This window comes from Pseudoalteromonas sp. H71 (genome assembly GCF_001468485.1).
Classification (GTDB): domain Bacteria; phylum Pseudomonadota; class Gammaproteobacteria; order Enterobacterales; family Alteromonadaceae; genus Pseudoalteromonas.
This window is the reverse complement of sequence record NZ_LODI01000005.1, coordinates 19,500-41,915: the sequence shown is the minus strand read 5'-3', so window position 1 is coordinate 41,915 and position 22,416 is coordinate 19,500. Positions and strand designations below refer to the sequence as shown.

Annotated in this window: 24 protein-coding genes, 1 tRNA gene and 1 pseudogene; 19 read left to right on the top strand and 7 right to left on the bottom strand. The window is 39.4% G+C overall.

Annotated elements, in window-relative coordinates:
• Nucleotides 1-8 precede the first annotated feature (8 nt).
• Both ATS71_RS04780 and ATS71_RS04775 read right to left on the bottom strand, forming a co-directional pair.
• On the bottom strand, nucleotides 9-221 hold the full coding sequence (locus tag ATS71_RS04780) for a hypothetical protein (protein WP_058403833.1): 213 nt from the start codon (nucleotides 219-221) through the stop codon (nucleotides 9-11).
• Between the two features lie 193 nt (nucleotides 222-414).
• Nucleotides 415-2,931 (bottom strand): EAL domain-containing protein, encoded by a 2,517-nt coding sequence (locus ATS71_RS04775; protein WP_058403781.1) that lies wholly within the window; start codon nucleotides 2,929-2,931, stop codon nucleotides 415-417.
• 193 nt (nucleotides 2,932-3,124) lie between these two features.
• On the opposite strand from ATS71_RS04775, the gene queA reads away from it, so the two are divergent.
• From queA to ATS71_RS04740, 7 genes are all read left to right on the top strand, one after another.
• The gene (queA, locus tag ATS71_RS04770; RefSeq protein WP_058403780.1) at nucleotides 3,125-4,156 is read left to right on the top strand and encodes a tRNA preQ1(34) S-adenosylmethionine ribosyltransferase-isomerase QueA; all 1,032 of its coding nucleotides are present in this window, start codon (nucleotides 3,125-3,127) and stop codon (nucleotides 4,154-4,156) included.
• A 184-nt stretch (nucleotides 4,157-4,340) separates the two neighbouring features.
• Complete coding sequence (gene tgt, locus ATS71_RS04765) at nucleotides 4,341-5,468, top strand: tRNA guanosine(34) transglycosylase Tgt (RefSeq protein ID WP_058403779.1); 1,128 nt, start codon at nucleotides 4,341-4,343, stop codon at nucleotides 5,466-5,468.
• Nucleotides 5,469-5,493: 25 nt separating this feature from the next.
• Nucleotides 5,494-5,829, top strand: a complete 336-nt coding sequence (gene yajC, locus ATS71_RS04760) for a preprotein translocase subunit YajC (protein WP_006791188.1) — start codon at nucleotides 5,494-5,496, stop codon at nucleotides 5,827-5,829.
• Between the two features lie 19 nt (nucleotides 5,830-5,848).
• A complete protein-coding gene (secD, locus tag ATS71_RS04755; protein WP_058403778.1) occupies nucleotides 5,849-7,708 on the top strand; it encodes a protein translocase subunit SecD in 1,860 nt (619 codons plus the stop codon).
• A 9-nt stretch (nucleotides 7,709-7,717) separates the two neighbouring features.
• The gene (gene secF, locus ATS71_RS04750) at nucleotides 7,718-8,671 is read left to right on the top strand and encodes a protein translocase subunit SecF (protein ID WP_058403777.1); all 954 of its coding nucleotides are present in this window, start codon (nucleotides 7,718-7,720) and stop codon (nucleotides 8,669-8,671) included.
• Nucleotides 8,672-8,800: 129 nt separating this feature from the next.
• Nucleotides 8,801-10,588, top strand: coding sequence for a bifunctional diguanylate cyclase/phosphodiesterase (locus ATS71_RS04745; protein WP_058403776.1), 1,788 nt, complete (start codon nucleotides 8,801-8,803; stop codon nucleotides 10,586-10,588).
• Between the two features lie 12 nt (nucleotides 10,589-10,600).
• Nucleotides 10,601-11,410, top strand: a complete 810-nt coding sequence (locus ATS71_RS04740) for a substrate-binding periplasmic protein (RefSeq protein ID WP_058403775.1) — start codon at nucleotides 10,601-10,603, stop codon at nucleotides 11,408-11,410.
• 63 nt (nucleotides 11,411-11,473) lie between these two features.
• Here ATS71_RS04740 and suhB read toward each other — a convergent pair whose 3' ends face one another.
• On the bottom strand, nucleotides 11,474-12,277 hold the full coding sequence (gene suhB / locus ATS71_RS04735; protein WP_058403774.1) for an inositol-1-monophosphatase: 804 nt from the start codon (nucleotides 12,275-12,277) through the stop codon (nucleotides 11,474-11,476).
• A gap of 250 nt (nucleotides 12,278-12,527) precedes the next feature.
• Between suhB and ATS71_RS04730 the strand changes: the two genes are divergently transcribed.
• On the top strand, nucleotides 12,528-12,944 hold the full coding sequence (locus ATS71_RS04730; RefSeq protein ID WP_058403773.1) for a VOC family protein: 417 nt from the start codon (nucleotides 12,528-12,530) through the stop codon (nucleotides 12,942-12,944).
• A gap of 59 nt (nucleotides 12,945-13,003) precedes the next feature.
• Here ATS71_RS04730 and ATS71_RS04725 read toward each other — a convergent pair whose 3' ends face one another.
• Nucleotides 13,004-13,660: a LiaF domain-containing protein gene (locus ATS71_RS04725; RefSeq protein WP_058403772.1), complete on the bottom strand. Its 657-nt coding sequence runs from the start codon at nucleotides 13,658-13,660 to the stop codon at nucleotides 13,004-13,006.
• A 319-nt stretch (nucleotides 13,661-13,979) separates the two neighbouring features.
• Here ATS71_RS04725 and ATS71_RS04720 point away from each other — a divergent pair, with 319 nt between their 5' ends.
• From ATS71_RS04720 to ATS71_RS04710, 4 genes are all read left to right on the top strand, one after another.
• Complete coding sequence (locus ATS71_RS04720) at nucleotides 13,980-14,543, top strand: BON domain-containing protein (protein ID WP_058403771.1); 564 nt, start codon at nucleotides 13,980-13,982, stop codon at nucleotides 14,541-14,543.
• Between the two features lie 63 nt (nucleotides 14,544-14,606).
• Entirely contained in the window at nucleotides 14,607-14,765 is a 159-nt protein-coding gene (locus ATS71_RS18385; RefSeq protein WP_006791179.1) for a YqaE/Pmp3 family membrane protein, read from the top strand.
• A gap of 286 nt (nucleotides 14,766-15,051) precedes the next feature.
• Nucleotides 15,052-15,128, top strand: a tRNA-Ile gene (locus ATS71_RS04715).
• 202 nt (nucleotides 15,129-15,330) lie between these two features.
• Complete coding sequence (locus ATS71_RS04710; protein WP_058403770.1) at nucleotides 15,331-15,912, top strand: porin family protein; 582 nt, start codon at nucleotides 15,331-15,333, stop codon at nucleotides 15,910-15,912.
• 72 nt (nucleotides 15,913-15,984) lie between these two features.
• Here the strand turns inward: ATS71_RS04710 and ATS71_RS04705 are convergent, their stop codons facing one another.
• Complete coding sequence (locus tag ATS71_RS04705) at nucleotides 15,985-16,800, bottom strand: DUF4437 domain-containing protein (protein WP_058403769.1); 816 nt, start codon at nucleotides 16,798-16,800, stop codon at nucleotides 15,985-15,987.
• A gap of 176 nt (nucleotides 16,801-16,976) precedes the next feature.
• Between ATS71_RS04705 and ATS71_RS04700 the strand changes: the two are divergent.
• Nucleotides 16,977-17,645: pseudogene (locus tag ATS71_RS04700) on the top strand (substrate binding domain-containing protein); the annotation flags it as partial.
• Nucleotides 17,646-17,663: 18 nt separating this feature from the next.
• Here ATS71_RS04700 and ATS71_RS04695 read toward each other — a convergent pair.
• Nucleotides 17,664-17,993: a 5-carboxymethyl-2-hydroxymuconate Delta-isomerase gene (locus ATS71_RS04695; RefSeq protein WP_058403768.1), complete on the bottom strand. Its 330-nt coding sequence runs from the start codon at nucleotides 17,991-17,993 to the stop codon at nucleotides 17,664-17,666.
• A 204-nt stretch (nucleotides 17,994-18,197) separates the two neighbouring features.
• Between ATS71_RS04695 and ATS71_RS04690 the strand changes: the two genes are divergently transcribed.
• The 4 genes from ATS71_RS04690 to ATS71_RS19320 are packed head-to-tail and all read left to right on the top strand — an operon-like array spanning nucleotide 18,198 to nucleotide 19,762.
• Complete coding sequence (locus ATS71_RS04690) at nucleotides 18,198-18,680, top strand: CreA family protein (protein ID WP_058403767.1); 483 nt, start codon at nucleotides 18,198-18,200, stop codon at nucleotides 18,678-18,680.
• Between the two features lie 18 nt (nucleotides 18,681-18,698).
• Nucleotides 18,699-19,460 (top strand): hypothetical protein, encoded by a 762-nt coding sequence (locus ATS71_RS04685; protein ID WP_058403766.1) that lies wholly within the window; start codon nucleotides 18,699-18,701, stop codon nucleotides 19,458-19,460.
• Nucleotides 19,461-19,468: 8 nt separating this feature from the next.
• On the top strand, nucleotides 19,469-19,627 hold the full coding sequence (locus tag ATS71_RS18615; protein ID WP_160327100.1) for a hypothetical protein: 159 nt from the start codon (nucleotides 19,469-19,471) through the stop codon (nucleotides 19,625-19,627).
• Between the two features lie 12 nt (nucleotides 19,628-19,639).
• A complete protein-coding gene (locus tag ATS71_RS19320) occupies nucleotides 19,640-19,762 on the top strand; it encodes a hypothetical protein (RefSeq protein ID WP_257903615.1) in 123 nt (40 codons plus the stop codon).
• A gap of 308 nt (nucleotides 19,763-20,070) precedes the next feature.
• Here the strand turns inward: ATS71_RS19320 and ATS71_RS04680 are convergent, their stop codons facing one another.
• Nucleotides 20,071-21,264 carry a hypothetical protein gene (locus tag ATS71_RS04680; RefSeq protein WP_058403765.1) on the bottom strand — a complete coding sequence of 398 codons (1,194 nt, stop codon included), beginning with the start codon at nucleotides 21,262-21,264 and terminating at the stop codon, nucleotides 20,071-20,073.
• A gap of 260 nt (nucleotides 21,265-21,524) precedes the next feature.
• Between ATS71_RS04680 and ATS71_RS04675 the strand changes: the two genes are divergently transcribed.
• Nucleotides 21,525-21,785 (top strand): hypothetical protein, encoded by a 261-nt coding sequence (locus tag ATS71_RS04675; RefSeq protein ID WP_152995665.1) that lies wholly within the window; start codon nucleotides 21,525-21,527, stop codon nucleotides 21,783-21,785.
• Entirely contained in the window at nucleotides 21,769-22,395 is a 627-nt protein-coding gene (locus ATS71_RS04670; protein ID WP_058403763.1) for a LysE family translocator, read from the top strand. The genes ATS71_RS04675 and ATS71_RS04670 overlap by 17 nt, the downstream gene beginning before the upstream one ends.
• Nucleotides 22,396-22,416 lie beyond the last annotated feature (21 nt).

Below are 22,416 nucleotides of genomic sequence, written 5' to 3'. Positions count from 1 at the left end.
AAAGCAGCCTATAATGGCTGCTTTTGGCGTTGAACCTGGCTTTCAAAGGGTTCCAGTTCAGGTAAAAAAAGTAAGTAAATCCATACCACTACATTAAAGTAGGGTATGCACCCTAATACAGTAAACACCTTAACGGGGTAACCTTTTAAACTTGCATACCTGTAACATTGGTAAGCAATAATAAAGTGAATGATCAGTAATAATATAACTAGTTGCGCCATACCTTCCTCCCTAAAACCCTTGTAGCTTAAAATTAACGATGTGTTGCTAGTGGGTAATGTCATGTTTATACAGTGTAATCCTTTAAATTACATGACATCCTCTTTATCTGATAAAGAAAGTATAGGCAAGAAAGAAGATAATGGAAGAAAAAAGTGACGTGAAATTGTTCGAATTTGTTAGTTTTAATCTAGGCTACTGTTGGTAAATACTTTTATTTTGATAAATTTTTTCAAGCTCATCATTTATTTTTTCAACGGGCACTGGGCGAGCAATAAAGTAACCTTGCCCGTAGTCCACACCAATATCTTTTAAAGTAGAAAATATTTCTTTATTTTCAACATACTCTGCAACAGAGTACTTATCAAGTGAGCGGCTAATATCATTAATTGCTTTTACTAAAGCAAGGTCAATAGGGTCATTAAGCATGTCTCGAACAAACGAGCCATCTATTTTTACATGTTGAGCAGGCAGTTGTTTTAGGTAACTAAAAGTACTAAAGCCGGTCCCAAAATCGTCTATTGAAAAGTGGCAACCTAAAGAGTTGAGTTTTTCAATCATCTTACGTGTAGCTTGTATGTTATTTATGCTTGCGGATTCGGTGATCTCAAAAATTATCTGAGTGGCGGGAACATTGTACTTTTCAAGGTTCGACTCAATGAGTGGTAGTAGTCGCTCATCTAAGAATGATTGCGCAGATAGATTAATAGCAACTTGGCTAAGTTGAGGATATTTTGCAACACTTTCAATCGCATTTCTAATTACGCACTGATCCATTAAAAAAGTGTCGTTCAGCATTTCTAGTGACGGAATAAACTGATTAGGGTAAATGAGAGTGCCTTTAAGTTTTAACCGCAATAGCGCCTCAAAGTACGCAACTTTTTCTGCTTTAAAATCCCATATAGGCTGGTAATGTAATTCAATGTTATTTTGTTGAAGTGCCTGGCGGATTTCGTGCCCCCACTCAAGACCTGTTTGAAGCGTGTTGTTTTGCGCATCTTCTTTTGAGTAGCAATGAACTAAATTACGGCCTAAGTTTTTTGCAATATACAAAGCAATATCGGCTTGCTTTAAGCACTCATTTGGGTCGTTATTGTTTACTGTAATTTGCGTTAAGCCGATAGAGCAGCTTATTGTGTAGCTTTGCTCTTTAGACTTAAAGGTATGCTGCTCTATGGCACTACAAACACCTTCTGCAATAAGGTGCGCATCAAGTAGGTTCATATTTTTTAGAATGACGGCAAATTCATCGCCACCAATACGACACACTAAATGTTCTTTTTCAATGTTGTCTTTAAACAGCTGTGCCACATCTTTTAAGACCAGGTCGCCTTGATGATGGCCTTGGCTATCATTAATAATTTTAAAATGGTCAAGGTCAATGTAAATCAAGGCATGCTCAACATCGCTGTGAGTATGTTTGGGTTTACAAATACGACTTAGCTCTTGGTCAAAGTGGTATCGGTTGTGTAGGCCAGTTAATGGATCGTGTAGCGCAAGGTGGCGTAATTGAAGTTCGGCTTGCTTACGTTCGTGAATGTTATCAATAGTGACAGTGATCGTTGCATTATTACGTCTGTTTTTAATTAGCTGCAACCGACATTCAACCCAAATTTGGCCTCCCTTTTTATGTTGGAGTTTTATTTCTATTTGTTGATGATCGGTTCCACCTCCGAGTATATCGTCGATGGTTGCTTTTAGCTTTATTTGGCATTCGCCAGTATAAAATTGAGTAAGGCTTTTTTGTAGGCTCGATTTAACGCCAAATCCACTTAAGGTTTCCCAAGCTGGGTTTATAAAGCGAATTTTTCCTAACTGGTCGAGCTCAAGTACAACAGTATTAAGATGCAATAATATGCGCTGATGAGCTGAAAATAGTTCTTTATACCTTACTTCGCTTACGCTTAACTGCTCTACTTTTTGTGCAAATTCGGCGTAGCTCACCATAAAGTCTTCTCGGCGAGCGGCATGATCACATACTTTATTTAAAAATGAAGGTTCGTAAGGTGCACGAATAAAATCGGTTACGCCCGATAACAAAAGCTGCTCGGCATAGTCTGCATCAGCATTATCTATAATAGTTACAATGGCTTGCTTAGGGTTGTGCTGTAAAATATTTTCAACGAGTAAGCTAGATTCATCGGCTTTTTCTTGCGTGGTATCAAGTAACACAATAGAGAATTTTTGCTGATTGTATTGGTTAAGTGCGGCTTTACACGTTGTAACATGTGTAATAGCAAAGTTGAGTTTTAGTTCTTCACTTATAGACTCAACTTTATTGGCGTGAGGCTCTAGTAAAAGGAGGTTGAGTCGACTGCTTTTTTCTAAATGTGTAGATAAAACATTAGCCAAAACTTGCGGTAGCATGTCTTGGTTTTCAAAAGGTAAAACAGCATCGATTCCATAACTACGGGCGGTTGTTTCTGCAATTCGTTCGCAGTAAGTCGGTGGCATAAGCAAAATAGGGGTGTTTTTAGGGGTTTTTAATAGCCCGGAGCGAATCATACGAGAAAAACGCCAACCGTCTATTTTCCCCACATTCAGCCCCGTGATAATAATATCAACAGGTTGTTGCTTTAGAGTTTTAAGGGCTTCCTGGCTATCGTTTGCTTCAATAAAACTAAATACGTTAAGCTTTTTTAAAGTATCTTTAATTACCCTGCGCTCAGCACGGCTTGCATTTAAAATCAGCAAATTTAATTGTTCTGCCACGCAGGAGGTCCTAAAAATCGTAACTTACTACCATTCCTAAGGGTAATGAGTTTTGTTAGCAAGAACAAGTAGATTTGAATAATCACTTTGAATAGAAGGACGCTTAGGTTTACAGAAGTTGAGCTGGCTTCTTGAGCTTAATTGACGATAGATATACACTTGGCGCGATTTTTAATGATGTGGATTACCAACTATGCGCGTAGCTGACTTTAGTTTTGACTTACCCGATGAATTAATTGCTCGCTTTCCAAAAAAAGATCGTACGAGCAGCCGCTTATTAAGCCTTGATGGTCCAACAGGTGAGATAAGCCATAAAGTATTTAGTGATATTCTTGAGCTAGTTAACGAAAACGACTTACTCATCTTTAATAATACGCGAGTAATACCTGCGCGTATGTTTGGTCAAAAAGCATCGGGCGGTAAGGTTGAGGTCCTTGTAGAACGGGTATTGGATGAGCACCGCGTACTTGCCCATGTTCGTGCAAGTAAATCATTAAAACCAGGTAATGAGGTTATTTTAGAAGGCAAAGCTAAAGCCATTATGATTGCCCGTCACGATACTTTATTCGAACTTGAATTTGATCACAGCAAAAATGTACTCGATACACTTAACGATATTGGCCACATGCCATTACCGCCTTATATAGACCGACCAGATAATGAAGCTGATCGCGAACGGTATCAAACAGTCTACGGTGAAAAGCCTGGGGCTGTGGCAGCGCCTACAGCAGGCTTACATTTTGACGAGTCGCTTATGGCTGCGCTTAAAAATAAAGGTGTAAAAATGGCGTTCGTTACGTTACACGTAGGTGCAGGTACATTTCAGCCCGTTCGTGTAGAGACGATTGACGAACACGTAATGCATTCAGAATATATTGAAGTTCCACAAGATGTGGTAGACGCCGTTGCACAAACTAAAGCAAATGGCGGGCGTGTTATCGCTGTTGGCACCACATCAATGCGTTCACTAGAGTCGGCTGCCAAAATACATGGCGGCAAGCTAGATACTTACTTTGGCGATACCGATATCTTTATTTTTCCGGGTTACCAATTTAACGTCGTCGATGCCATGGTCACTAATTTCCATTTACCTGAGTCAACGTTGATTATGTTAGTGAGCGCGTTTAGCGGACAAGACAATATTATGGGTGCTTATAACACTGCAATAGAACAAAAATATCGCTTTTTTAGTTATGGCGATGCTATGTTTTTAACACGTAAATAGCGCTGTTTTATTTATTATTAAATAAAAGTAACACTCAACCCCAGCATACTAGCTGGGGTTTTTAGTTGTAGGTGATTATCACGAGCGAATTTACCGCAGCTAATAGTATTAGCTGTGCAAAAAGGGTAGAATCGAGCGGTTAAATTATAGCTTGTTGGACTGTTTTTCCGACATTGAGGATGATATGAAATTTGAATTAGACCGCACCGACGGTAAAGCGCGCCGCGGCCGCCTGATTTTTGACCGTGGTGTAATAGAAACGCCCGCATTTATGCCTGTAGGTACTTACGGTACTGTTAAAGGTATGACACCTGACGAAGTAAAAGCAACAGGTGCACAAATTTGTTTAGGTAATACCTTTCACTTAATGCTTCGACCTGGTACTGAAATTATTAAGCAGCACGGCGACTTACACGACTTTATGAATTGGGATTTTCCAATTTTAACTGACTCAGGCGGTTTCCAAGTATTTAGCCTTGGCGCAATGCGTAAAATTACCGAAGAAGGTGTTTTATTTCAATCACCAGTAAACGGTGATCAAATAATGATGTCGCCAGAAAAGTCAATGGAAGTACAGCGTGATTTAGGCTCAGATATTGTAATGATATTTGACGAATGTACGCCGTATCCAGCAACTGAAAAAGAAGCTAAAGATTCAATGGAGCTGTCTCTTCGTTGGGCAAAACGCTCAAAAGAAGGTCACGGCGATAACCCATCTGCGTTATTTGGTATTATTCAAGGTGGCATGTACCCAGAATTACGTGCACAATCGCAAGCTGGTCTAGAAGAAATTGGCTTTGATGGTTATGCACTAGGTGGTTTATCAGTTGGTGAACCTAAAAACGAAATGATGAATATTCTTGATCATTGTGCGTACAAAATGCCCGAAGATAAACCACGATACTTAATGGGTGTGGGTAAACCAGAAGACTTAGTTGAATCGGTACGTCGCGGCATAGATATGTTTGACTGTGTTATGCCAACGCGCAATGCGCGTAACGGTCACTTATTTATTACTACGGGTATTATTAAAATCCGTAACGCTGTGCATAAAACAGATACCGGTCCACTTGACCCTGATTGTGATTGCCATACGTGTAAAAATTACTCGCGCGCTTATTTACATCACCTTGATAAATGTAACGAAATTTTAGGTGCACGACTAAACACAATACATAACTTACGTTACTATCAGCGTGTTATGGAAGGCCTGCGCAATGCAATTAGCGAAGGTAAACTAGAAGAATTTGTAAAAGATTTTTACGCTCGCCGCGGCCAAGACGTGCCAGAGCTTGCAGATATAAAAAATTAAACTTTAAATTTAAAGAGGAAGTATTATGAGTTTATTTATTTCAAACGCACACGCATCAGCTGGCGCACCTGCAGCCGGTGGCGGTATGGAAATGCTAATTATGTTAGCTATTTTCGGTTTAGTTTTTTACTTTTTAATTTACCGCCCACAAGCTAAGCGCGTTAAAGAGCATAAAGGCTTAATGAATGCGATGGCTAAAGGCGATGAAGTACTAACCCAAGGTGGTTTAGTTGGTAAGATTGTTAAAATTGCTGAAGATAAAGATTTCATCGTTATCTCTTTAAATGAGCAAGCAGAAGTGACAGTACAAAAAGCATCTGTATCTGCTGTATTGCCAAAAGGCACAATGAAGTCGCTATAAAAATAATAAGGACGACCCCGTGTTAAACAAGTTTCCAGTGTGGAAGTATTTACTTGTTTTAGCTGTGGTTGCCATTGGCCTTTTATATGCTTCTCCAAACTTGTATGGCCGTGATCCGGCTATACAAGTTTCGGGTGCTAAAGGTGCTGATGTTGATCTCAGTGTTGTAGACAAAGTAAATGAAACCCTTAAAAAACATAACGTAGCGGTTAAATCAACCAAGCTTGAAGGCGGGCAAATACTTGTTCGTTTCAAAAATGTTGAAGAACAATTAAAAGCGCAAGACTTATTGCGTGACTCGCTAAGTGACGATTACATTTCAGCCATTAATATGGCTCCTGCTCAACCTCTTTGGTTAAAATCCCTTGGTGGAAACCCAATGAAGCTAGGTCTAGATTTAAGTGGTGGTGTACATTTCACCATGGAAATCGACATGGCAACAGCGGTTGATAACCAGCTTGAGCAAATGGAACAAGATTTCCGTAGCGATCTGCGTGAAGAAAAACTTCGCTATCGCAGCGTTCGTCGTGTAGCCGGCTCTGACCGCATGCGTGTTGAAATGCGTAACGAAGAAGATAAAGACGCCGCAGAGCGCTTTCTAGAATCTCGTTATCCACTTAACGTATACATTGATGACAGCAGTAACGATAATGCATTTTTTGCCACCATGAGTGAGCAAAAGCTAAAAGAGATTCGTGATTACGCCATCAAGCAAAACGAAACAATTATTCGTAACCGTATTAATCAAATTGGTGTTGCAGAGCCCAACGTACAACGCCAAGGTGCTGAACGTATTATTGTGCAATTACCTGGTGTGCAAGATACCGCTCGTGCTAAAGAAATTTTAGGCGCTACGGCGACACTTGAATTTCGTGAAGTAGACGAAAACGCTGACCCAAGCGCAGCAGCTCAAGGCCGTATCCCAGCGGGTACTGAAATGATCATGAGCCGCGACGGTTACCCTGTAGTACTTAAAAAACGCATTATTCTTGAAGGTAGCCACATCACTGGCGCGCAATCTGGCGCAGATGAATACCAACGTCCACAGGTAAGCATTTCACTCGACAGTAAAGGGGGTTCAAAAATGAATGCCTTTACTAAGCGTGCTATTGGCAAGCGTATGGCAACGGTATTTATTGAATACAAACCATCAGGTAAAAAAGACGAAAACGGAAAAGCACTTCCGCCTATTAAGGTCGAAGAGGTTATTAACGTGGCAACGATTCAAGCTCGTTTAGATCGCTCTTTTCGTATTACAGGTATCGATAACCCAGCAGAAGCACATAACTTAAGTTTACTGCTTCGTGCCGGTGCGCTTGTTGCGCCAATTCAGATTGTTGAAGAGCGCACAGTAGGCCCAAGCCTAGGCCAAGAAAACATTGAAGCGGGTATGACTGCGGTTGCACTTGGTTTTGCGTTTGTACTTGCCTTTATGCTTATCTACTACAAGGGCTTTGGTTTAGTAGCTAACTTAGCGCTTGCTGCTAACTTAGTGCTTATTGTTGGAATAATGTCACTTATTCCGGGTGCTACGTTAACCCTACCGGGTATTGCAGGTATTGTACTTACAGTCGGTATGGCGGTTGACGCTAACGTACTTATTTTTGAACGTATTCGTGAAGAGCTAGCCGATGGTCGTAGCCCGCAACAAGCCGTTCATTTTGGTTACGATAGCGCATTTAGCACTATATTTGATGCTAATATCACTACGCTAATTGCGGCAATTATATTGTTTGCTGTGGGCACAGGCCCAATTGCAGGCTTTGCGGTTACATTGGCTATTGGTATTTTAACTTCAATGTTTACAGCCATTGTTGGTACCCGAGCGGTGATCAACTTATTTATTGGTGGTAAACGCATTGATAAACTTTCTATTTAAGGAGCAGACATGCAAATTTTAAGTTTGGGTAGTAGAACCCTTCGTTTCATGTCTCTTCGAAAAGTAGCAATGGGCTTTTCTACGCTATTAATTGTAGCGTCGATAGTTTCAATGTTCACGAAGGGCTTGAATTTTGGTCTTGATTTTACTGGCGGCACCGCGGTAGAAGTGGGGTTTTCTCAGCCGGCAGACCTTAAAAAAGTGCGTAATGTATTAGCTGAGAATGGGTTTGCTGATGCGTCAGTGCAATTATTTGGTTCAAGCCAAGATATATTAGTGCGTTTAGCTCCACGTGGTAGCGACGTAAAAGCAGAAGTGATTGGTAACCAAGTAATTGATGCACTAAAAAAAGCGGACGACAGCGTAGTAATGCGCCGTATTGAGTTTGTTGGCCCAAGTGTCGGTGAAGACTTAAAAGAGCAGGGTGGCCTAGCCATGTTAACTGCGCTTATTTGTATCTTAATCTACGTTGCATTTCGCTTTGAATGGCGATTTGCTGTTGGTGCTGTAGGCGCGCTATTACACGATGTAATTATTACGTTAGGTTTGTTTTCAATTTTGGGTTTAGAGTTCGATTTAACTATATTAGCGGCAATATTGGCGGTAATAGGTTACTCACTTAATGATACTATTGTTGTATCTGACCGTATTCGTGAAAACTTCCGTAAAGTACGCATCGACGATACCGTTGAAATTATCGATATTTCACTCACGCAAACACTTAACCGTACTCTTGTTACATCAATCACCACTATTTTGGTATTGATTGCATTGTTTGTATGGGGCGGACAAACTATTCATGGTTTTGCTACTGCATTATTGTTTGGTGTATTTATTGGTACGTATTCATCTGTATATGTTGCAAGCTCAGTTGCGCTTGCAATGGGGGTGAGTAAAGAAGATTTAATACCAGAAGTAATAGAAAAAGAAGGTGCAGATCAAGATCCAATGGCAATGCCATAATCTTAAATGCATTAAAAAAACCGCTCAATGAGCGGTTTTTTGTTGCCTGAAATATAAGAATTTGAAATAAATATGTCATACACAGTTGCTATTTTATTGCTCTAATCAAAATGATAATTGAGCCCAGTAGTGACCCTTCAACGACAAGCCTTAGAGGCTATTTTATATAGCGGAGAAGTAACCACGTTATTTCAGCCTATTTTAGATATATCTGGTCAGCTCATTCTTGGTTATGAGGCACTTAGTCGCGGTCCTCAAAGTAGCCCATTAGAAATGCCCAACTCGTTATTTAAAGCTGCGCATCAAGAAGGCCTTATTTCTGAGTTAGAGCTGCTGTGCCGCTCAAAAGCAATAGAAAACTTTGTTAAGCTAAATCTGCAAGGTAAGCTTTTTTTAAATGTAAGCCCAAAAACGTTACTCGATCCTTGCCACCCAAAAGGCGAAACACGACACCTAACCGAGCATTTTGGTTTAGCGACTAATCGTGTTGTTATAGAAGTGACAGAGCAAGACAAAGTAGATAACGACGACTTATTAATTAAAACCATTGCGCATTACCGAGAACTGGGCTTTACCATTGCGATTGATGATTTAGGGGCTGGCTACTCTGGCTTGAAACAGTGGTCGGCACTGCGTCCCGACTATGTAAAAATAGACCGCTATTTTATCGATCATTGCGATCAAAGTGAGGTAAAAAAAGAGTTTTTAAAATCAATTATTGTTTTAGCTAAAGCAACAAACACCTTAGTGATTGCAGAGGGCATTGAACGCTCTGAAGAGCTAGCATTGGTTGAAAGTTTAGGCATTAATAACGTACAAGGTTTTTTATTTGAACGACCTAACTTGCAACCAAGCCGTGATTTTAGCTCTGCGCAAATACAAGCCCTTACATTTAAATTATGTGATCAGTTTGACCAATCAATGGCAATTGGTGCGCTAAGCCAGCCACAAAAAGCTATTGCAAGTGATACCCGTTGCAAAAACGCGCATTTACTTTTTGAGCAAGATAAAACAATTATCAGCATACCAGTAATCAATCAACAGGGGCGGCCTGTTGGCTTACTACATAAAGACCAACTTACCGAGGTGTTTGCAGCACCCTACGGTCATGCCCTTTATGATAAGCGCCCTGTTATAGAGTTAATGGATAAACAACCCCTAATTGTTGATGAAGACCAAAAGCTAGATACGGTGAGTAAGCAAATAACTGAGCAAGACTTCGATATTAGGCGCCATATTGTTATTACTAGAGATAGCAATTATTTAGGGCTCGCGCCACTAAGAGATATTTTAAAACACATAACAGAAGAAAAAATTCGCCACGCACAGCACGCTAATCCGCTAACAATGCTGCCAGGTAATGTCGCTATTAACGAGGCTATAGAGCAAAGGTTACGCAATAAAAATAAATTTCACCTAGCTTATATTGATCTGAATCACTTTAAACAGTTTAACGATCTTTATGGCTACGCTAGTGGCGACAGTGTCATTAAATTATTGGCTGATGTAACAGTGCAAGCCTGTGTAAATAGTGCTAACTTTGTAGGGCATATTGGTGGTGACGATTTTATGGTTGTTTTTGATCAAAATGATGCGGTAAGTATTTGTAACCGTATTATTGAACAGTTTGAATATCGTTCTCGTACCTTTTTTACGCCCGACCATATAGCCAGTAAAGGTTATTGGGCTACAAATCGTGAAGGTGAAAAGCAGTTTGTACCGTTACTTACCTTATCAATAGGATTAGTTGAACCCGATTTACAGCAGTGTAAAAATAGCCATCAGGTTGCAGCATTAGCAACGGATGCAAAGAAAGAAGCCAAACGATTTCGTCATAGCTATCTTTTTACATGCAAGCGAAGGCGCCCAGCGCCTGCAGTAGTGCGATTAGCAACTAGTAAAAAGGTAATTTACTAATAGGTGATCATGATGTTGCCATTAAAGTATATCGTATGCGTAGTTAGCTTGTTGATTGGAAATGCTGTAGCAAGCGAAGTAAATAGTGTAAAAATTCCGAAAGATCAACATGCGCATTTTGCTCGTGATGATTACCTCTATGATACGCTAACCAAGGCATTGATAAGAGCCCAATATCCTGCCGAAATAGAATTTGTTGACGTACACCCGCATCAGCAGCGTAACTTAATGTCACTTGATGACGGCTCGCTTGATTTATATTGGAGCATGAGTAGCCCTGAACGAGAGTCATTAGCCACGGCCATCAAAATCCCATTGTTTAAAGGTTATATCGGTAAAAGAGCGCTAGTTACAAATAAAGACAATTTAGATAAATTTAAAGACATAAAAACGCTTGAGCAATTATCAAAGCTTAGTTCGGTACAGGGGCACGACTGGCCTGATATGCGCATATTGGTTAATAACGGTTTAAACGTGAGGCCATTATCAAACCTAAAAGCCATGTTTGTGCTTACTAGCCAAGGCCGCATAGATTATTTTCCGCGCTCATTTATTGAAGTAAATTCTGAGCTTTTAGAGCCACAGCATAAAAATTTACGTGTTGTGCCTAATTTATATATTAGCTACCCAACAGCGTTGTATTATTTTGTCTCTAAGGATAAGCCCGAATTAGCGAAAGCGGTTGAGCAGGGAATAGAAATAATGCAGCAAAATGGCGAGTTTGATGCGCTATTTTATGAATACTTTGCAACAGATTTAAACTCCCTTCCTTATACAAAAGGGGAAACTATTGAAATTAAATTGGTAAACCCTTACTTTTAAAAACAAAAAAGGAGCCTAGGCTCCTTTTTTAGTTGTACCAATTATATTGGTAAAAGCAATTTATTAGCGAAGTAACGACTCAGTTAACACTGGGCGAATTTCGCGAATAATAGCTTGAGTCAGTTTTGGTGCGCCACAAATGATATTGCCACTGTGGTTATAGTTATTACCACCAGCAAAATCGACAACCATACCACCCGCTTCTTTAACCATTAGCTCGCCTGCAGCAGAGTGCCAAGGTTTTAAGCCAATTTCAAAAAAGCCATCAACACGGCCAGCTGCAACATACGCCATGTCTAATGCAGAACAACCTGCACGACGAATATCAGCAGTATGAACAAATAATGCTTTAAACGCTTCAGTGTATGCGTCTGTATGTTGTTTATGCTTAAAAGGGAAGCCCGTTGCTAAAACTGTACCAGCAAGAACGGTTGTTTTGCTTACGCGTAAACGTTTGCTGTTAAGTTGTGCGCCTTGACCTTTAGATGCAGTGAAAAGCTCACCACGGATTGGATCATAAATAACGGCTTGGTCTAAACGACCTTTGACTTTAAGTGCAATAGAGATTGCGTAATGTGGGATACCTTTGATGAAGTTTGTTGTTCCATCGATAGGATCTACAATCCATTGGTAATCATCATCCTTGCCTTTATGTTCACCTAGTTCTTCGCCCACAACAGAGTGAGTAGGGTAAGACTGTAAAATAGTGTCACGGATTACGGCTTCGGCTTCTTTATCAATATTAGTTACTAAGTCGTTAGCGCCTTTTTGTTGCACTTCAACTTTTGATAAGTCTTCGCTAGCGCGAAGTAAAATTTTGCCTGCGTTACGCGCAGCGCGAACCGCAATGTTTAACATTGGATGCATGGAGTTACCTTTGGGTTGTAAAAGAACGTTTGTATATTTCAGCCGGCGTATTTTAGCGACTTTTGACATAAAGTAAACAATAAACCCTAAATACTTGTGAGTGTTTTTTGTACAGCATTGAAAGTGTTGCACATTTAATTTAAATCATCGTGTATCTGCTCTATTACATATAAAAACTATAAAAAAGCACTTTACCTAAAGTTAGCTTGAGGTTTTATGATGCGTTTAAATTAACTCACAAGGACACAGTATGTATTTAGAACACGTAAACTTAGTTGTTAAAAACATCGATACCATGATTCGTTCTTACCAAGCTATTTTCCCGCATTGGGTAATACGAAGCGAAGGACGGGGTGATTGGTATGGAAAACCAAGGCGTTGGATCCACTTTGGTGACGACACGCAATATATAGCAATGAGCGATCATGGTGAGGGTGAAAACAGAGCGCTTTCAGGACATCAAGTTGGTTTTGCTCACTTTGCTTACGTAACGGCTAATTTAGATAATACGGTTTCACGTTTACATAAAGCGGGTTTTGCAGCATATAAGCACGGTGCTGAAAATCCATTTAGAAAAAACATCTACTTCAGAGACCCTTCGGGTTTTGAGGTTGAGTTTGTAGAGTATTTGTCCGATGTTCCTGCTGAGCGAAATAATGATTTATAAGCCTGCAATGATAATATGGCTGCTAAAAAGCAGCCATATTAAAGCAAATACGGTTGTACTTATTTGTTACTTACCCCTAGCTGTGCCTTCAAATCGTTTGCAAAGCTAATAAACTTTTCTTTTATGGTACGCTTTACCTTTACTTCAACCGACCCTAATATCGCTTTGCCTTCAATATGAATGGTAGGGCCTTGGCGCTTATTTAATGTGACTGATTTGTTTTCTAAGGTGCTTAAAATACAAAACATTTTAGACACTACATTAACATGCTCGGGTACATAAATTTCGTCGCTACCAAAAATACAATTAACATGAATTGTTACGTTTTGATGTGTAAATATAGCGTCGGTGAAATCGAGTACCACAGAGCCCATATAATTATTTAGGTAAATATTTTTAGGCACTACCCATTGTCCGCTTCTCTCGTTTGAGCCCAAAATACTGCGAAGTGTAATATCGTCATCACTATGCTGTTGTGCACTGTAATTTGGCGTAAACTGCGATTGTTTTTCAGCTTTGTATTGCTTGTCGGTATTAAGTGTTAGGTCTTCTACTAACGTTAGCAGCACTGAATTGTCTTTGGCGTCCATTGCTTGGTCTAATCGTCTTTCAAATGCCTCAACCGATATAACGCCATGGCTATAGTTATAAATTAACTGATCAATCACTTGTTCGCGTACTTGCTCTATTGGGCGGTCTTCAACTTTAACTGACATGAGTAATTCCTTATTGTATTTGCTATTAGTTAACTAGTTAGCAAACCGTGTACCATAATTAATTTTATTTATAATCAATGATTTAGTTTTATAATGCTGAATTGTTAGTTGTTATATTAACGATACATTAACCAAAATAGCAATAATCTAGTAATTTTCACACTTTGAGAAAGTTTTACTCACTTCCCTGTAAATAGGGGGAATACGCCAAAGCTGTAACAATACAAATTTATCATTAAGTGATTGATTTTTAATGTCAAATAAAGTTGGCTTGATGTTCGCATTAGTTGAAGTGTCTTTAATCAAAAGGAGAAAGATTATGAAAACATTTAACAAATCTATTATCGCCGCGTTAGTTCTTGGTACAACAGCAATGGGTGCACATGCAAACAGCTGGGAAAACGAAAGTAAAGATGCTTGGATTGATGGCAAGGCAGAAACTGTGCTTCTTATGAACACAGACCTAAACAACTTTGACATAAACACTGATGTAACAAATGGCAAGGTAGTACTTACAGGTAAAGTTGATAGCGAAGTAGAAAAAGAGCTAGCAGAAGAACTTGTACTTAGTCTAGATGGCGTCATGGACGTTGAAAACAGCCTAACCGTTGTTAAAAACATGAGCGCTAAACATACAGATTCTAAAATGATGGATGATGATAACGACCTAACGGACGCTAAAATCACCACCGTTATTACAACACGTTTCCTATTTGATTCAGAAGTAGGTGGAACCGATATTGATGTAGATACCGATAATGGTGTTGTTACATTAAACGGTTCGGTTGAATCATCAGCGGAGAAGCAGTTGGCAATCGAAATTGCTAAAAATGCTGAAGACGTTCGTGATGTGGTAGATAACTTATCTATCGTAGCTGAATAACGTTATACTCAAAGCCCAGCATTGCTGGGCTTTTTGTTTTTAATTGTTTGAAGGAGCTAAATAATGGATATCATTCGTATAATACTGTCTGTTTTGCTGCCACCACTGGGTGTTTTTTTACAAGTGGGCTTAGGCATGCATTTTTGGATTAATATTCTATTAACGCTGTTGGGTTACTTCCCTGGGTTAATACATGCAATTTATATTATTGCTAAAAAATAATGCGTTGCTGAGTTATATTTATGCTAGTTGTAAGTAAATATCGCTCAGCGCATTCAATTAATAATTATTATTTTTAATGGTTTTTACCGTACCCACTCAAAATTTTCCCAAATTTAACCACTCTGCCCCTTTAAAAGATTACAATTTAAGCAGTTAGCTTACTGATTGTTAAAATAAAGGTTTTTGGTAGTGACAAGCCCTAAAAAAGTTTTTATACTGCAACCCGCTTTAGTCGCTCTGTGGCTAAACGCTTCAAAAATTAACTGCCTTGCAGTTATATAAAGTTGGCCCCTTAGCTCAGTTGGTTAGAGCACACGACTCATAATCGTTAGGTCCCCAGTTCGAGTCTGGGAGGGGCCACCACTTCTCAAATATTCTAAGTATATTCTAGTAAATACCAATTTATTGCACACTCAAAACGCTAATTTCTATATTATTTATTTTGCTTAACTTATATCTTGATTCTTAATTAATCTATTAACTTTCTTATTGCAATCAATAATATAGGTGTGTATTTTATTGGGTACAACAATGTGTTGTTTAAATATATCTAAAAGGAAGTACCATGAAAATGAATAAAGTCGCACTCTTATTATTAAGCTCCGTTTTTGCCACCCCAGCTGCATTTGCAGAAACACCTCACTTTAATTATGTGTCTGGCGGTTACTTAAATGCAGATCTTGATGGCGATGATGCAAATGGTTGGACGCTTGATGGTAGTAAATTACTAGGCGATAATTTTTTTGTGTCTGGTCAATATAAGACTGTAGGCGACTCAGAAGATGGTTTAGATGTAGATCTTAACTGGTTGAGCGCAGGCGTAGGTTACCGTACTGCAATGAGTGAAAGCACTGATTTTTATGGTTTAGTAACGTATGAAAACATAGAAACTGAAGTATCGTACAGCGGTAGTGATTTTTCGGATGATGAAAATGGCTATGGATTATCTGCGGGTGTTAGATCAATGCTAACTGATAGCATCGAAATTGATGGCCGCTTAGGTTACATTGATATTGCAGATGACAGTGAAACAGCTATTACGTTAGGTGCTCGTTATTATATAAATACAAATTTTTCTGTAGGTACCAGCTACACCACAATAGATGATTTAGATTATATTAGCTTAACAGCACGTTACAGCTTTTAATCACCAGCAGTTAATTGAGCGCACGAAGAGGTGCGCTTAATTGTTTATGTTGCTTTAGGCAATTAGCACTTCCTAATTTACTTGATATGTCTCATTACTACGAATGTAAATAGTTGCAGGGATATTGCTTTTGTTTTCAAGCGAGTGAATGAATTTTCCCGCAGATTCTATATAGCTGCCTGCACTTAGGTTTTGTAAGTTACCTTTTGAGCTGTATTGCACACTGCCTGCAATTATTACTGCACGAAACTCATTTTCATTTGTGCTAATTTCTCCCTTAAAACCGGCTGGTAGTTTTATCATTGAGCCATAGCTTGCATCTGTATTTCCCCACAGAAACGTTGTTTGTACTGCATTAGCATTAATATTATTTATGTCGCTTTTGTTTAGCCAAACCAGGTTGTCTTTATGTAAGTTTAATGGGTGTTCGCCATTATCAAACTGTTTGTTTGTAGGTTTTACTAAATAAGGACCAGAATCTATTTCTAGGTAAATTAGATTTGTAGTGCCATTAGCCGCAGTAGTGTGGTTTTCACCGGCGGGTTGTGTCCAAAATGATCCTGTTGGCATCCACATTTTTTCAGCTGTGGGGTCGTCATTGTGCATTTGACCTTCAATTACGATACCTCGGTAAGTAATGTTATGAATGTGCGGCGGAGACTCAAACCCTTTTTTAAAGCGTACTAGCATACCTGTTGGAGTGTCTGCAGTACGATCGCCCCACAAATCAGCTGCACCAGGACTTTGCTCGCCTCTTAATGGGTTTAAGTAGCCCCATTTTACTTTGTTGGCAGGTATTACTTTTGACTCGTGTTCGTCTGCAAAAGTAGGTGCAGATATAAGCGAAGTTGTGAGCATTAAAGCCGATAAAACAATTCTACATTTCATAAATAGTTTCCTTTACGTTGAATACAGACACAATAGCGAGTGTTTATCATTCGATAAATAGGCTAATGTTTAATACAGTTTCGTTAAAACGTGAATAATAGTTTTTTAGGGCCTGTTTATCTCTCAAGGTTGAATTTTCACCAGTCTGTTTGGTATTTAGACAAGGCAGAGCCTATGCTGTGTCGTCTGAAATGGGACGTAATTTAATGCGTGTTTTGCTCAATGATATTATGAATGCCCATAGCTCTATAACATTGAGGTTGCATGCAAGTGATAGCCGTGCCGATTTTTATCGTGATGGGGTTGATGTTGCACTAAGGGCGATGAAAAAAGGCGTAGCTCAGGATCTTAACTTATATGGGTTTAAAATTTGTAATATTCCACACGTGGTGTGTGCTTCACCTAGTTACTTAAAACTCAATGGCGAACCGTGCGTGCCGAGCGATTTAAGCGAGCATAATGCATTACTTTATAAACTTTACGAAGTCGTGCATGCTGATTGGGAATTTTATGATAATACGCAGCAATACAAAGTTAAAATGAACAGTGATAGGGCTGTAAACGATGGTGATATGGTTAGGCGCTGGTGTATTGATGGTGCCGGGATTGCTAAAAAGTCAGCTATTGATGTGGCAGACGATTTGCTTAGCGGTAAGCTCAAACGAATAATTCCCAATTATAAAGTCCCGTTAACAGAAATGTGGCTAGTGCTTCCGAGCAGGCAGTTTATTTCGCCTGCAATAAGGCTTATTCGCGATGAGTTAAAAAGTAAAATAATGGCGCTTAGGGCATCGCTATTGGCAAAGCATATTCTTAGTGAAGATGAGTGGCCTTGTGACGACTAGCACAAGGCCGTATTTGTGTTAGTTTTTACGGTAAATCTCGTGATCCATGTCGTAAATATTGACGCTTAAACTGTCAGATTCCCTGCAATAGGTTTTTAAACACGCAAGTAGGTGCTCACTTAATATTTGCTTTTGCTCTACTGTTCGCCCTGCCATAATATGCGCCTGTACATGTATAAACCCTTCTTTTCCTACACCTAACTGATACTGCTGATATGCAACAGCGCGAGTTTTAATAGTTTCTAAATCAAATAAACCGCTTTCGAATGTACAGTTATGAATTTTTTCAACCAGTACTTGAGGTAATACAGGGAGGTCTTCTGAGTGCTCAATAATAATGTGCGGCATGTGGGTGGTTCCTATTGGTTACGGCATTAAGCGTGTCGTTAATTGTAACAAATACACGAGGACTCGCTAAACCCCATACGGCTAAAATGTTTGTTTTAAACAAATTTAATTGTGCTGATTTTTGATGTTAGTATAAAAACACACAGGTGAACCCAAGCTTATTGAAATAAGCGTATAAAAACCGAGTTTAAGTTAAGGATGAATATGAAACTTCAGCAAAAAATTAAACGTTTAGCCCTGCTTATGGGCGCAGTGGTTACGTTAAGTGCCTGCTCTGATGATGTTGCGTCAGTGAGTTTAGGTTTGTTTACTACAAAAGATGTGGTGGTAAACTCGCAGCAAGATCCGATTATTAAAGGCGTAACGTGTCACATCAGTCATGTTGAGGCCGACTTAGACTTTTCTGATCCGTCAGATATGTCGATTGCGTGTCGTCAAACAGGGCCTATCACCGCGGAGCAATTACAAGAAATTGATCGTAGTAAGTCTGGAGAGGTGGTGTTTAAGTCATCAAAAAGCATTTTATTTAAATCGTTAAAAGTGCGTCGAATATACGATGCAAAAACGCGTACTTTATTGTACTTGTCGTATTCAACAAAAGAGTCGAGCGGCAGCCATCACCATGCATTATCAACTGTACCGCTATATAACACAAAGGCGTGGCAATGGGCAAAAGAACAAGAATAACTAAATTAAGAGCACACTATGTTAGCGTTATTTAAATCAGCGCCCTTGCTAGAGCAACAAGAGCAACAATGGCTTATTGATACTTTTATTTGGGCTGTCGAAAATTTTGATGCTGAGTTTTTTACCAAACACACACAAATAATATTGCCTACAGGGCAATACTTTCCTGATTCGGTATCAAGTATTGAGCAAATGGCCACAAGCGTATTTAAACGAGTCACTTCTTATGCGGGAATGAGCGCATGGCCAATTCAATTAGTTGCGCCCCAGCAATTACAACCGCAAGTGTTTCCACGTTTTGAGTTTAGTAGTGCAATTCGTGGTGAGGGCTGTCAGTTAATTGTGCCGCCGAGCCATGCTATTAATATTTCGTTTAACCCTAATCAAATAAATCAGCCGCAAGATTTAGTAGCCAGCTTTGCCGGAACTCTGGCTACAATTATGATTCATCATGTTGGTGTATTACCCCCAGGTGGAAAAGAATTTTTACCTCAAGCAGCTGATGCGCTTGCCTGCTTTTTAGGGTTTGGTGTAATGATGAGCAATACGGTGTATCAGTTTAAAGGCGGATGTGGCTCTTGTTATAACCCGTACGCAAACCGTGAAGCACAATTGAGCGAAACACATACGGTATTTATGCATGCATTAGTTTGCTACTTTAAAAAAGACACCCTCTCTAAAAAACACTTAAAGCCCCACTTACGTGGTGAGTTTAAAAAAGCACAAAAAGAGATTAAAGCATTGGTAAATAACTCAGCTAACCCGCTGTTATTAACTTAGCACGTATTATGGCAAACAGTTTGGTCAATCAATCGGTATCGCAAGCAAGAAGTAAATTTGTGCCTAGCTCGGTGGGTGGTAAACAAGCCAAGGCCCGCAGACCTCATCCTTTTTCGCATACTCGCACTTCAACTTTTGGTTCTAGGGCTGACTACAGTGTGCCTTAAGCTAATTTAAAAGTGCTTGATTCTGGTGTGTTTTGGCGCGGTGAAAATGAAAAAGGCAGTTTGCTGTTTAACGACAAACGCCTTGGTGATAGAGGCAGCGACAAAGAAGTGTCGTCTGAACACAGCTTGGTATGAGTTACAATTCAGCTAGATTAATACTTAAATAGTCTGATTATTGTCACCGACACAAGAAATAGGCTCTGCCGTAGTGACAATGCTTGCGTTCAAAGACTAAAAACTGTTTCATTATCAAAAATTCTTAGATCATCTTCACAAAGACTTGTAGCAATCTTAAATTCAGCTGTAACAGAGGGTAGCAAATAACATTAATTCCACTTACAAAACATGAGTTTTTTGAAGCATTGAATTCATAAAAACAAGTTGTGACAACCAATAGGCTGCCACAACTAATTCGTACTAACACCAAGACTTTACGTTTCAACTTAGCAGTCTACATATCGAGCAACGACATGAATGCAGTCGCCTGTATCATCTCTACAAATTCTTCCCTTTGATTCAACAATACGACAACCCGCTAAGTTAACCCAGATACCTGCCGGTGGAATTAGGGTTCCACCGTTTGATGCAGCTGCACCTACGATGTCAATCAAATCACCATCACCAGCAGCTCCCCCTACTACTTTCACATCGTCTAATACCTCTGAAAGTTGATTAGCTAAACAAACTGAAATGGGAAGATTGGTTAAATCTATAATTCCTCTCGTGAGTTCAGTAAGCGGAAGGTTATCAATACGAGATGAGCCTGGCCTTAGGCTGTACGAAAGATTAAGAAAACGCTCCCTTATTGTTCGCGCTCTTCCTTTTTGCACTATATTGCGCGTTTCACCATTATAATTGACTTGATATACAAGCTTATCACCGTTTGGCCAAGTTTGAGTGACAAAGTATTTTCTTTCGACGTGACTGAAATCGATAGTTATTCCAGTACTCATTCCTATACTCAAACTCCCCGAAGTTCTCCGTTCGGACGTGAATTCACCCCAAGACTGAAGCCCCATCGCCTCGGTAATTCTGTCAGAAAAGCCCTTTCGAATATCGTTTCGAAAGCTAGGGTCATTGGCAAATACATTTGAGGCATGGCTATTACAACTTGCGTCAGAGTTTGTAGAAGCGGTAATTGAGCTGGTGCTGAATATTTTAGTTGATTGAATAGCGAATGAAGAGGTTGCTGCAGAAAAACCAACAGTTTCATTGTGCGCCATTGCTTGTCTGAAGTCGTCGTCAATGTCATAAAACATATGCAATGCATTGTTTTCAGCAACGGTTACAGTAGCGTCTTCAACGACAATATCATATGCTGGGGCCCAATTATAAAGCTGCTCTGTACGCACTGTAAATTTAAAACTACGTTGTGTGATTGGATTAGAGACAATGATATCTTTGGATGTAGCTGGACAAGTAAATGTCGTTTGTCCTAAGAATATATCAGTATCAGAAGCAGTACATGATGGAGCTACATGATACTGTTGTGCCAAGTCAAGGGCATCGTTGTAGTTACAAGTATCACAAGCAAGGGTTTTTGTACGACCGCTCGCCTCAGCGATTGTTGGGAATATGGATAAAACGACTATAATTGAAAATAATCCTTTTATCATGTTAGAAAACAGCTCCTTCATATTAAAATTCCTTTTTTGTTTAATTTGAGTTAATAGGCTAAAAAACACTGCCTAAACATAAATTACCCCCCCCCCCGCAATAACGTCAACAAAAAATTTAAGCCACTCTATTTTGGACATCCTTTTATAAAGCCTGAGCAGAGTAAATTCACTAAAAAACATAATAGCAGTACCATTGAAATAAACTGCAATGAAGGTAATTTTCATTACAATGAATCTTATAAAATATAATTGACCAAAAAGTTGATACTATGACTCACATGAAAAGACCTCATTTTGGGCTAATTGCCATTTTTACACTTATTTTGTGTAGTTGTTCACAAATAGTAGCAGAGCAAACCGCTGTTCAACCAAGTCGTAATATGACCTTAAAAGATGCGTACGCGGATAAATTTCTAGTGGGTGCCACTTTAGGTGCAGCAATATTTACTACACCCAATCACCCATCCTTAGCATTGGAGGAAAAAACCTTAGCGCCATTTCGCCAAACTAGCAAGGACAAGTATGGAATACCTAGATGAATTTTTATTAATTGTGATTGCTCACTTTTTTGCTGTTGCGAGCCCAGGTCCTGATTTTGCTGTTGTGCTTAAGCAAAGTGTACAACAAGGTAGGCGAAACGCATTATGGACGAGTGCAGGTGTTGGCGGCGCTATTTTGTTACACATCGCTTATTGTGTATTAGGTGTGGCGCTTATTTTATCTCAATCGCCCAGCTTATTTATGGCACTTAAGTATGTTGCAGGCGCTTATTTGACTTACCTTGGCATACAAGCATTAAGAGCCGCTAAGCCGAGTGAATCATCAGCCGAAAATATTGAAAACAAACAAGCCCCTGAAGAGTCTATTTGGGTTGCTTTTAGGCGTGGTTTTTTCACTAATGCACTAAATCCAAAAGCAACGTTATTTTTTATGTCGTTATTTACCTTGGTGATAAGCCAAACAACGCCACTGAGTATACAAATTGGTTACGGTATTTATATGGCGCTTGCCACATGGGCATGGTTTTCTGCGCTCTCGTTGGTACTTTCTAAAGCCTATGTTCGTGGTTTTTTTCAGCAACACGGCTACTGGTTTGACCGAGGTATTGGCGTTATTTTAATTGCGTTGGCTATTCGCGTTGTTATTTAATTTATGCAATACAAGTAGGAG

Excerpts from the sequence above, each read along its gene's own strand:
- ATS71_RS04780 (WP_058403833.1), bottom strand. The coding sequence starts at position 221 with ATGGCGCAACTAGTTATATTATTACTGATCATTCACTTTATTATTGCT.
- queA (WP_058403780.1), top strand. The coding sequence starts at position 3,125 with ATGCGCGTAGCTGACTTTAGTTTTGACTTACCCGATGAATTAATTGCT.
- tgt (WP_058403779.1), top strand. The coding sequence starts at position 4,341 with ATGAAATTTGAATTAGACCGCACCGACGGTAAAGCGCGCCGCGGCCGC.
- yajC (WP_006791188.1), top strand. The coding sequence starts at position 5,494 with ATGAGTTTATTTATTTCAAACGCACACGCATCAGCTGGCGCACCTGCA.
- secF (WP_058403777.1), top strand. The coding sequence starts at position 7,718 with ATGCAAATTTTAAGTTTGGGTAGTAGAACCCTTCGTTTCATGTCTCTT.
- ATS71_RS04740 (WP_058403775.1), top strand. The coding sequence starts at position 10,601 with ATGTTGCCATTAAAGTATATCGTATGCGTAGTTAGCTTGTTGATTGGA.
- suhB (WP_058403774.1), bottom strand. The coding sequence starts at position 12,277 with ATGCATCCAATGTTAAACATTGCGGTTCGCGCTGCGCGTAACGCAGGC.
- ATS71_RS04730 (WP_058403773.1), top strand. The coding sequence starts at position 12,528 with ATGTATTTAGAACACGTAAACTTAGTTGTTAAAAACATCGATACCATG.
- ATS71_RS04725 (WP_058403772.1), bottom strand. The coding sequence starts at position 13,660 with ATGTCAGTTAAAGTTGAAGACCGCCCAATAGAGCAAGTACGCGAACAA.
- ATS71_RS04720 (WP_058403771.1), top strand. The coding sequence starts at position 13,980 with ATGAAAACATTTAACAAATCTATTATCGCCGCGTTAGTTCTTGGTACA.
- ATS71_RS18385 (WP_006791179.1), top strand. The coding sequence starts at position 14,607 with ATGGATATCATTCGTATAATACTGTCTGTTTTGCTGCCACCACTGGGT.
- ATS71_RS04710 (WP_058403770.1), top strand. The coding sequence starts at position 15,331 with ATGAAAATGAATAAAGTCGCACTCTTATTATTAAGCTCCGTTTTTGCC.
- ATS71_RS04705 (WP_058403769.1), bottom strand. The coding sequence starts at position 16,800 with ATGAAATGTAGAATTGTTTTATCGGCTTTAATGCTCACAACTTCGCTT.
- ATS71_RS04695 (WP_058403768.1), bottom strand. The coding sequence starts at position 17,993 with ATGCCGCACATTATTATTGAGCACTCAGAAGACCTCCCTGTATTACCT.
- ATS71_RS04690 (WP_058403767.1), top strand. The coding sequence starts at position 18,198 with ATGAAACTTCAGCAAAAAATTAAACGTTTAGCCCTGCTTATGGGCGCA.
- ATS71_RS04685 (WP_058403766.1), top strand. The coding sequence starts at position 18,699 with ATGTTAGCGTTATTTAAATCAGCGCCCTTGCTAGAGCAACAAGAGCAA.
- ATS71_RS18615 (WP_160327100.1), top strand. The coding sequence starts at position 19,469 with ATGGCAAACAGTTTGGTCAATCAATCGGTATCGCAAGCAAGAAGTAAA.
- ATS71_RS04680 (WP_058403765.1), bottom strand. The coding sequence starts at position 21,264 with ATGAAGGAGCTGTTTTCTAACATGATAAAAGGATTATTTTCAATTATA.
- ATS71_RS04675 (WP_152995665.1), top strand. The coding sequence starts at position 21,525 with ATGAAAAGACCTCATTTTGGGCTAATTGCCATTTTTACACTTATTTTG.
- ATS71_RS04670 (WP_058403763.1), top strand. The coding sequence starts at position 21,769 with ATGGAATACCTAGATGAATTTTTATTAATTGTGATTGCTCACTTTTTT.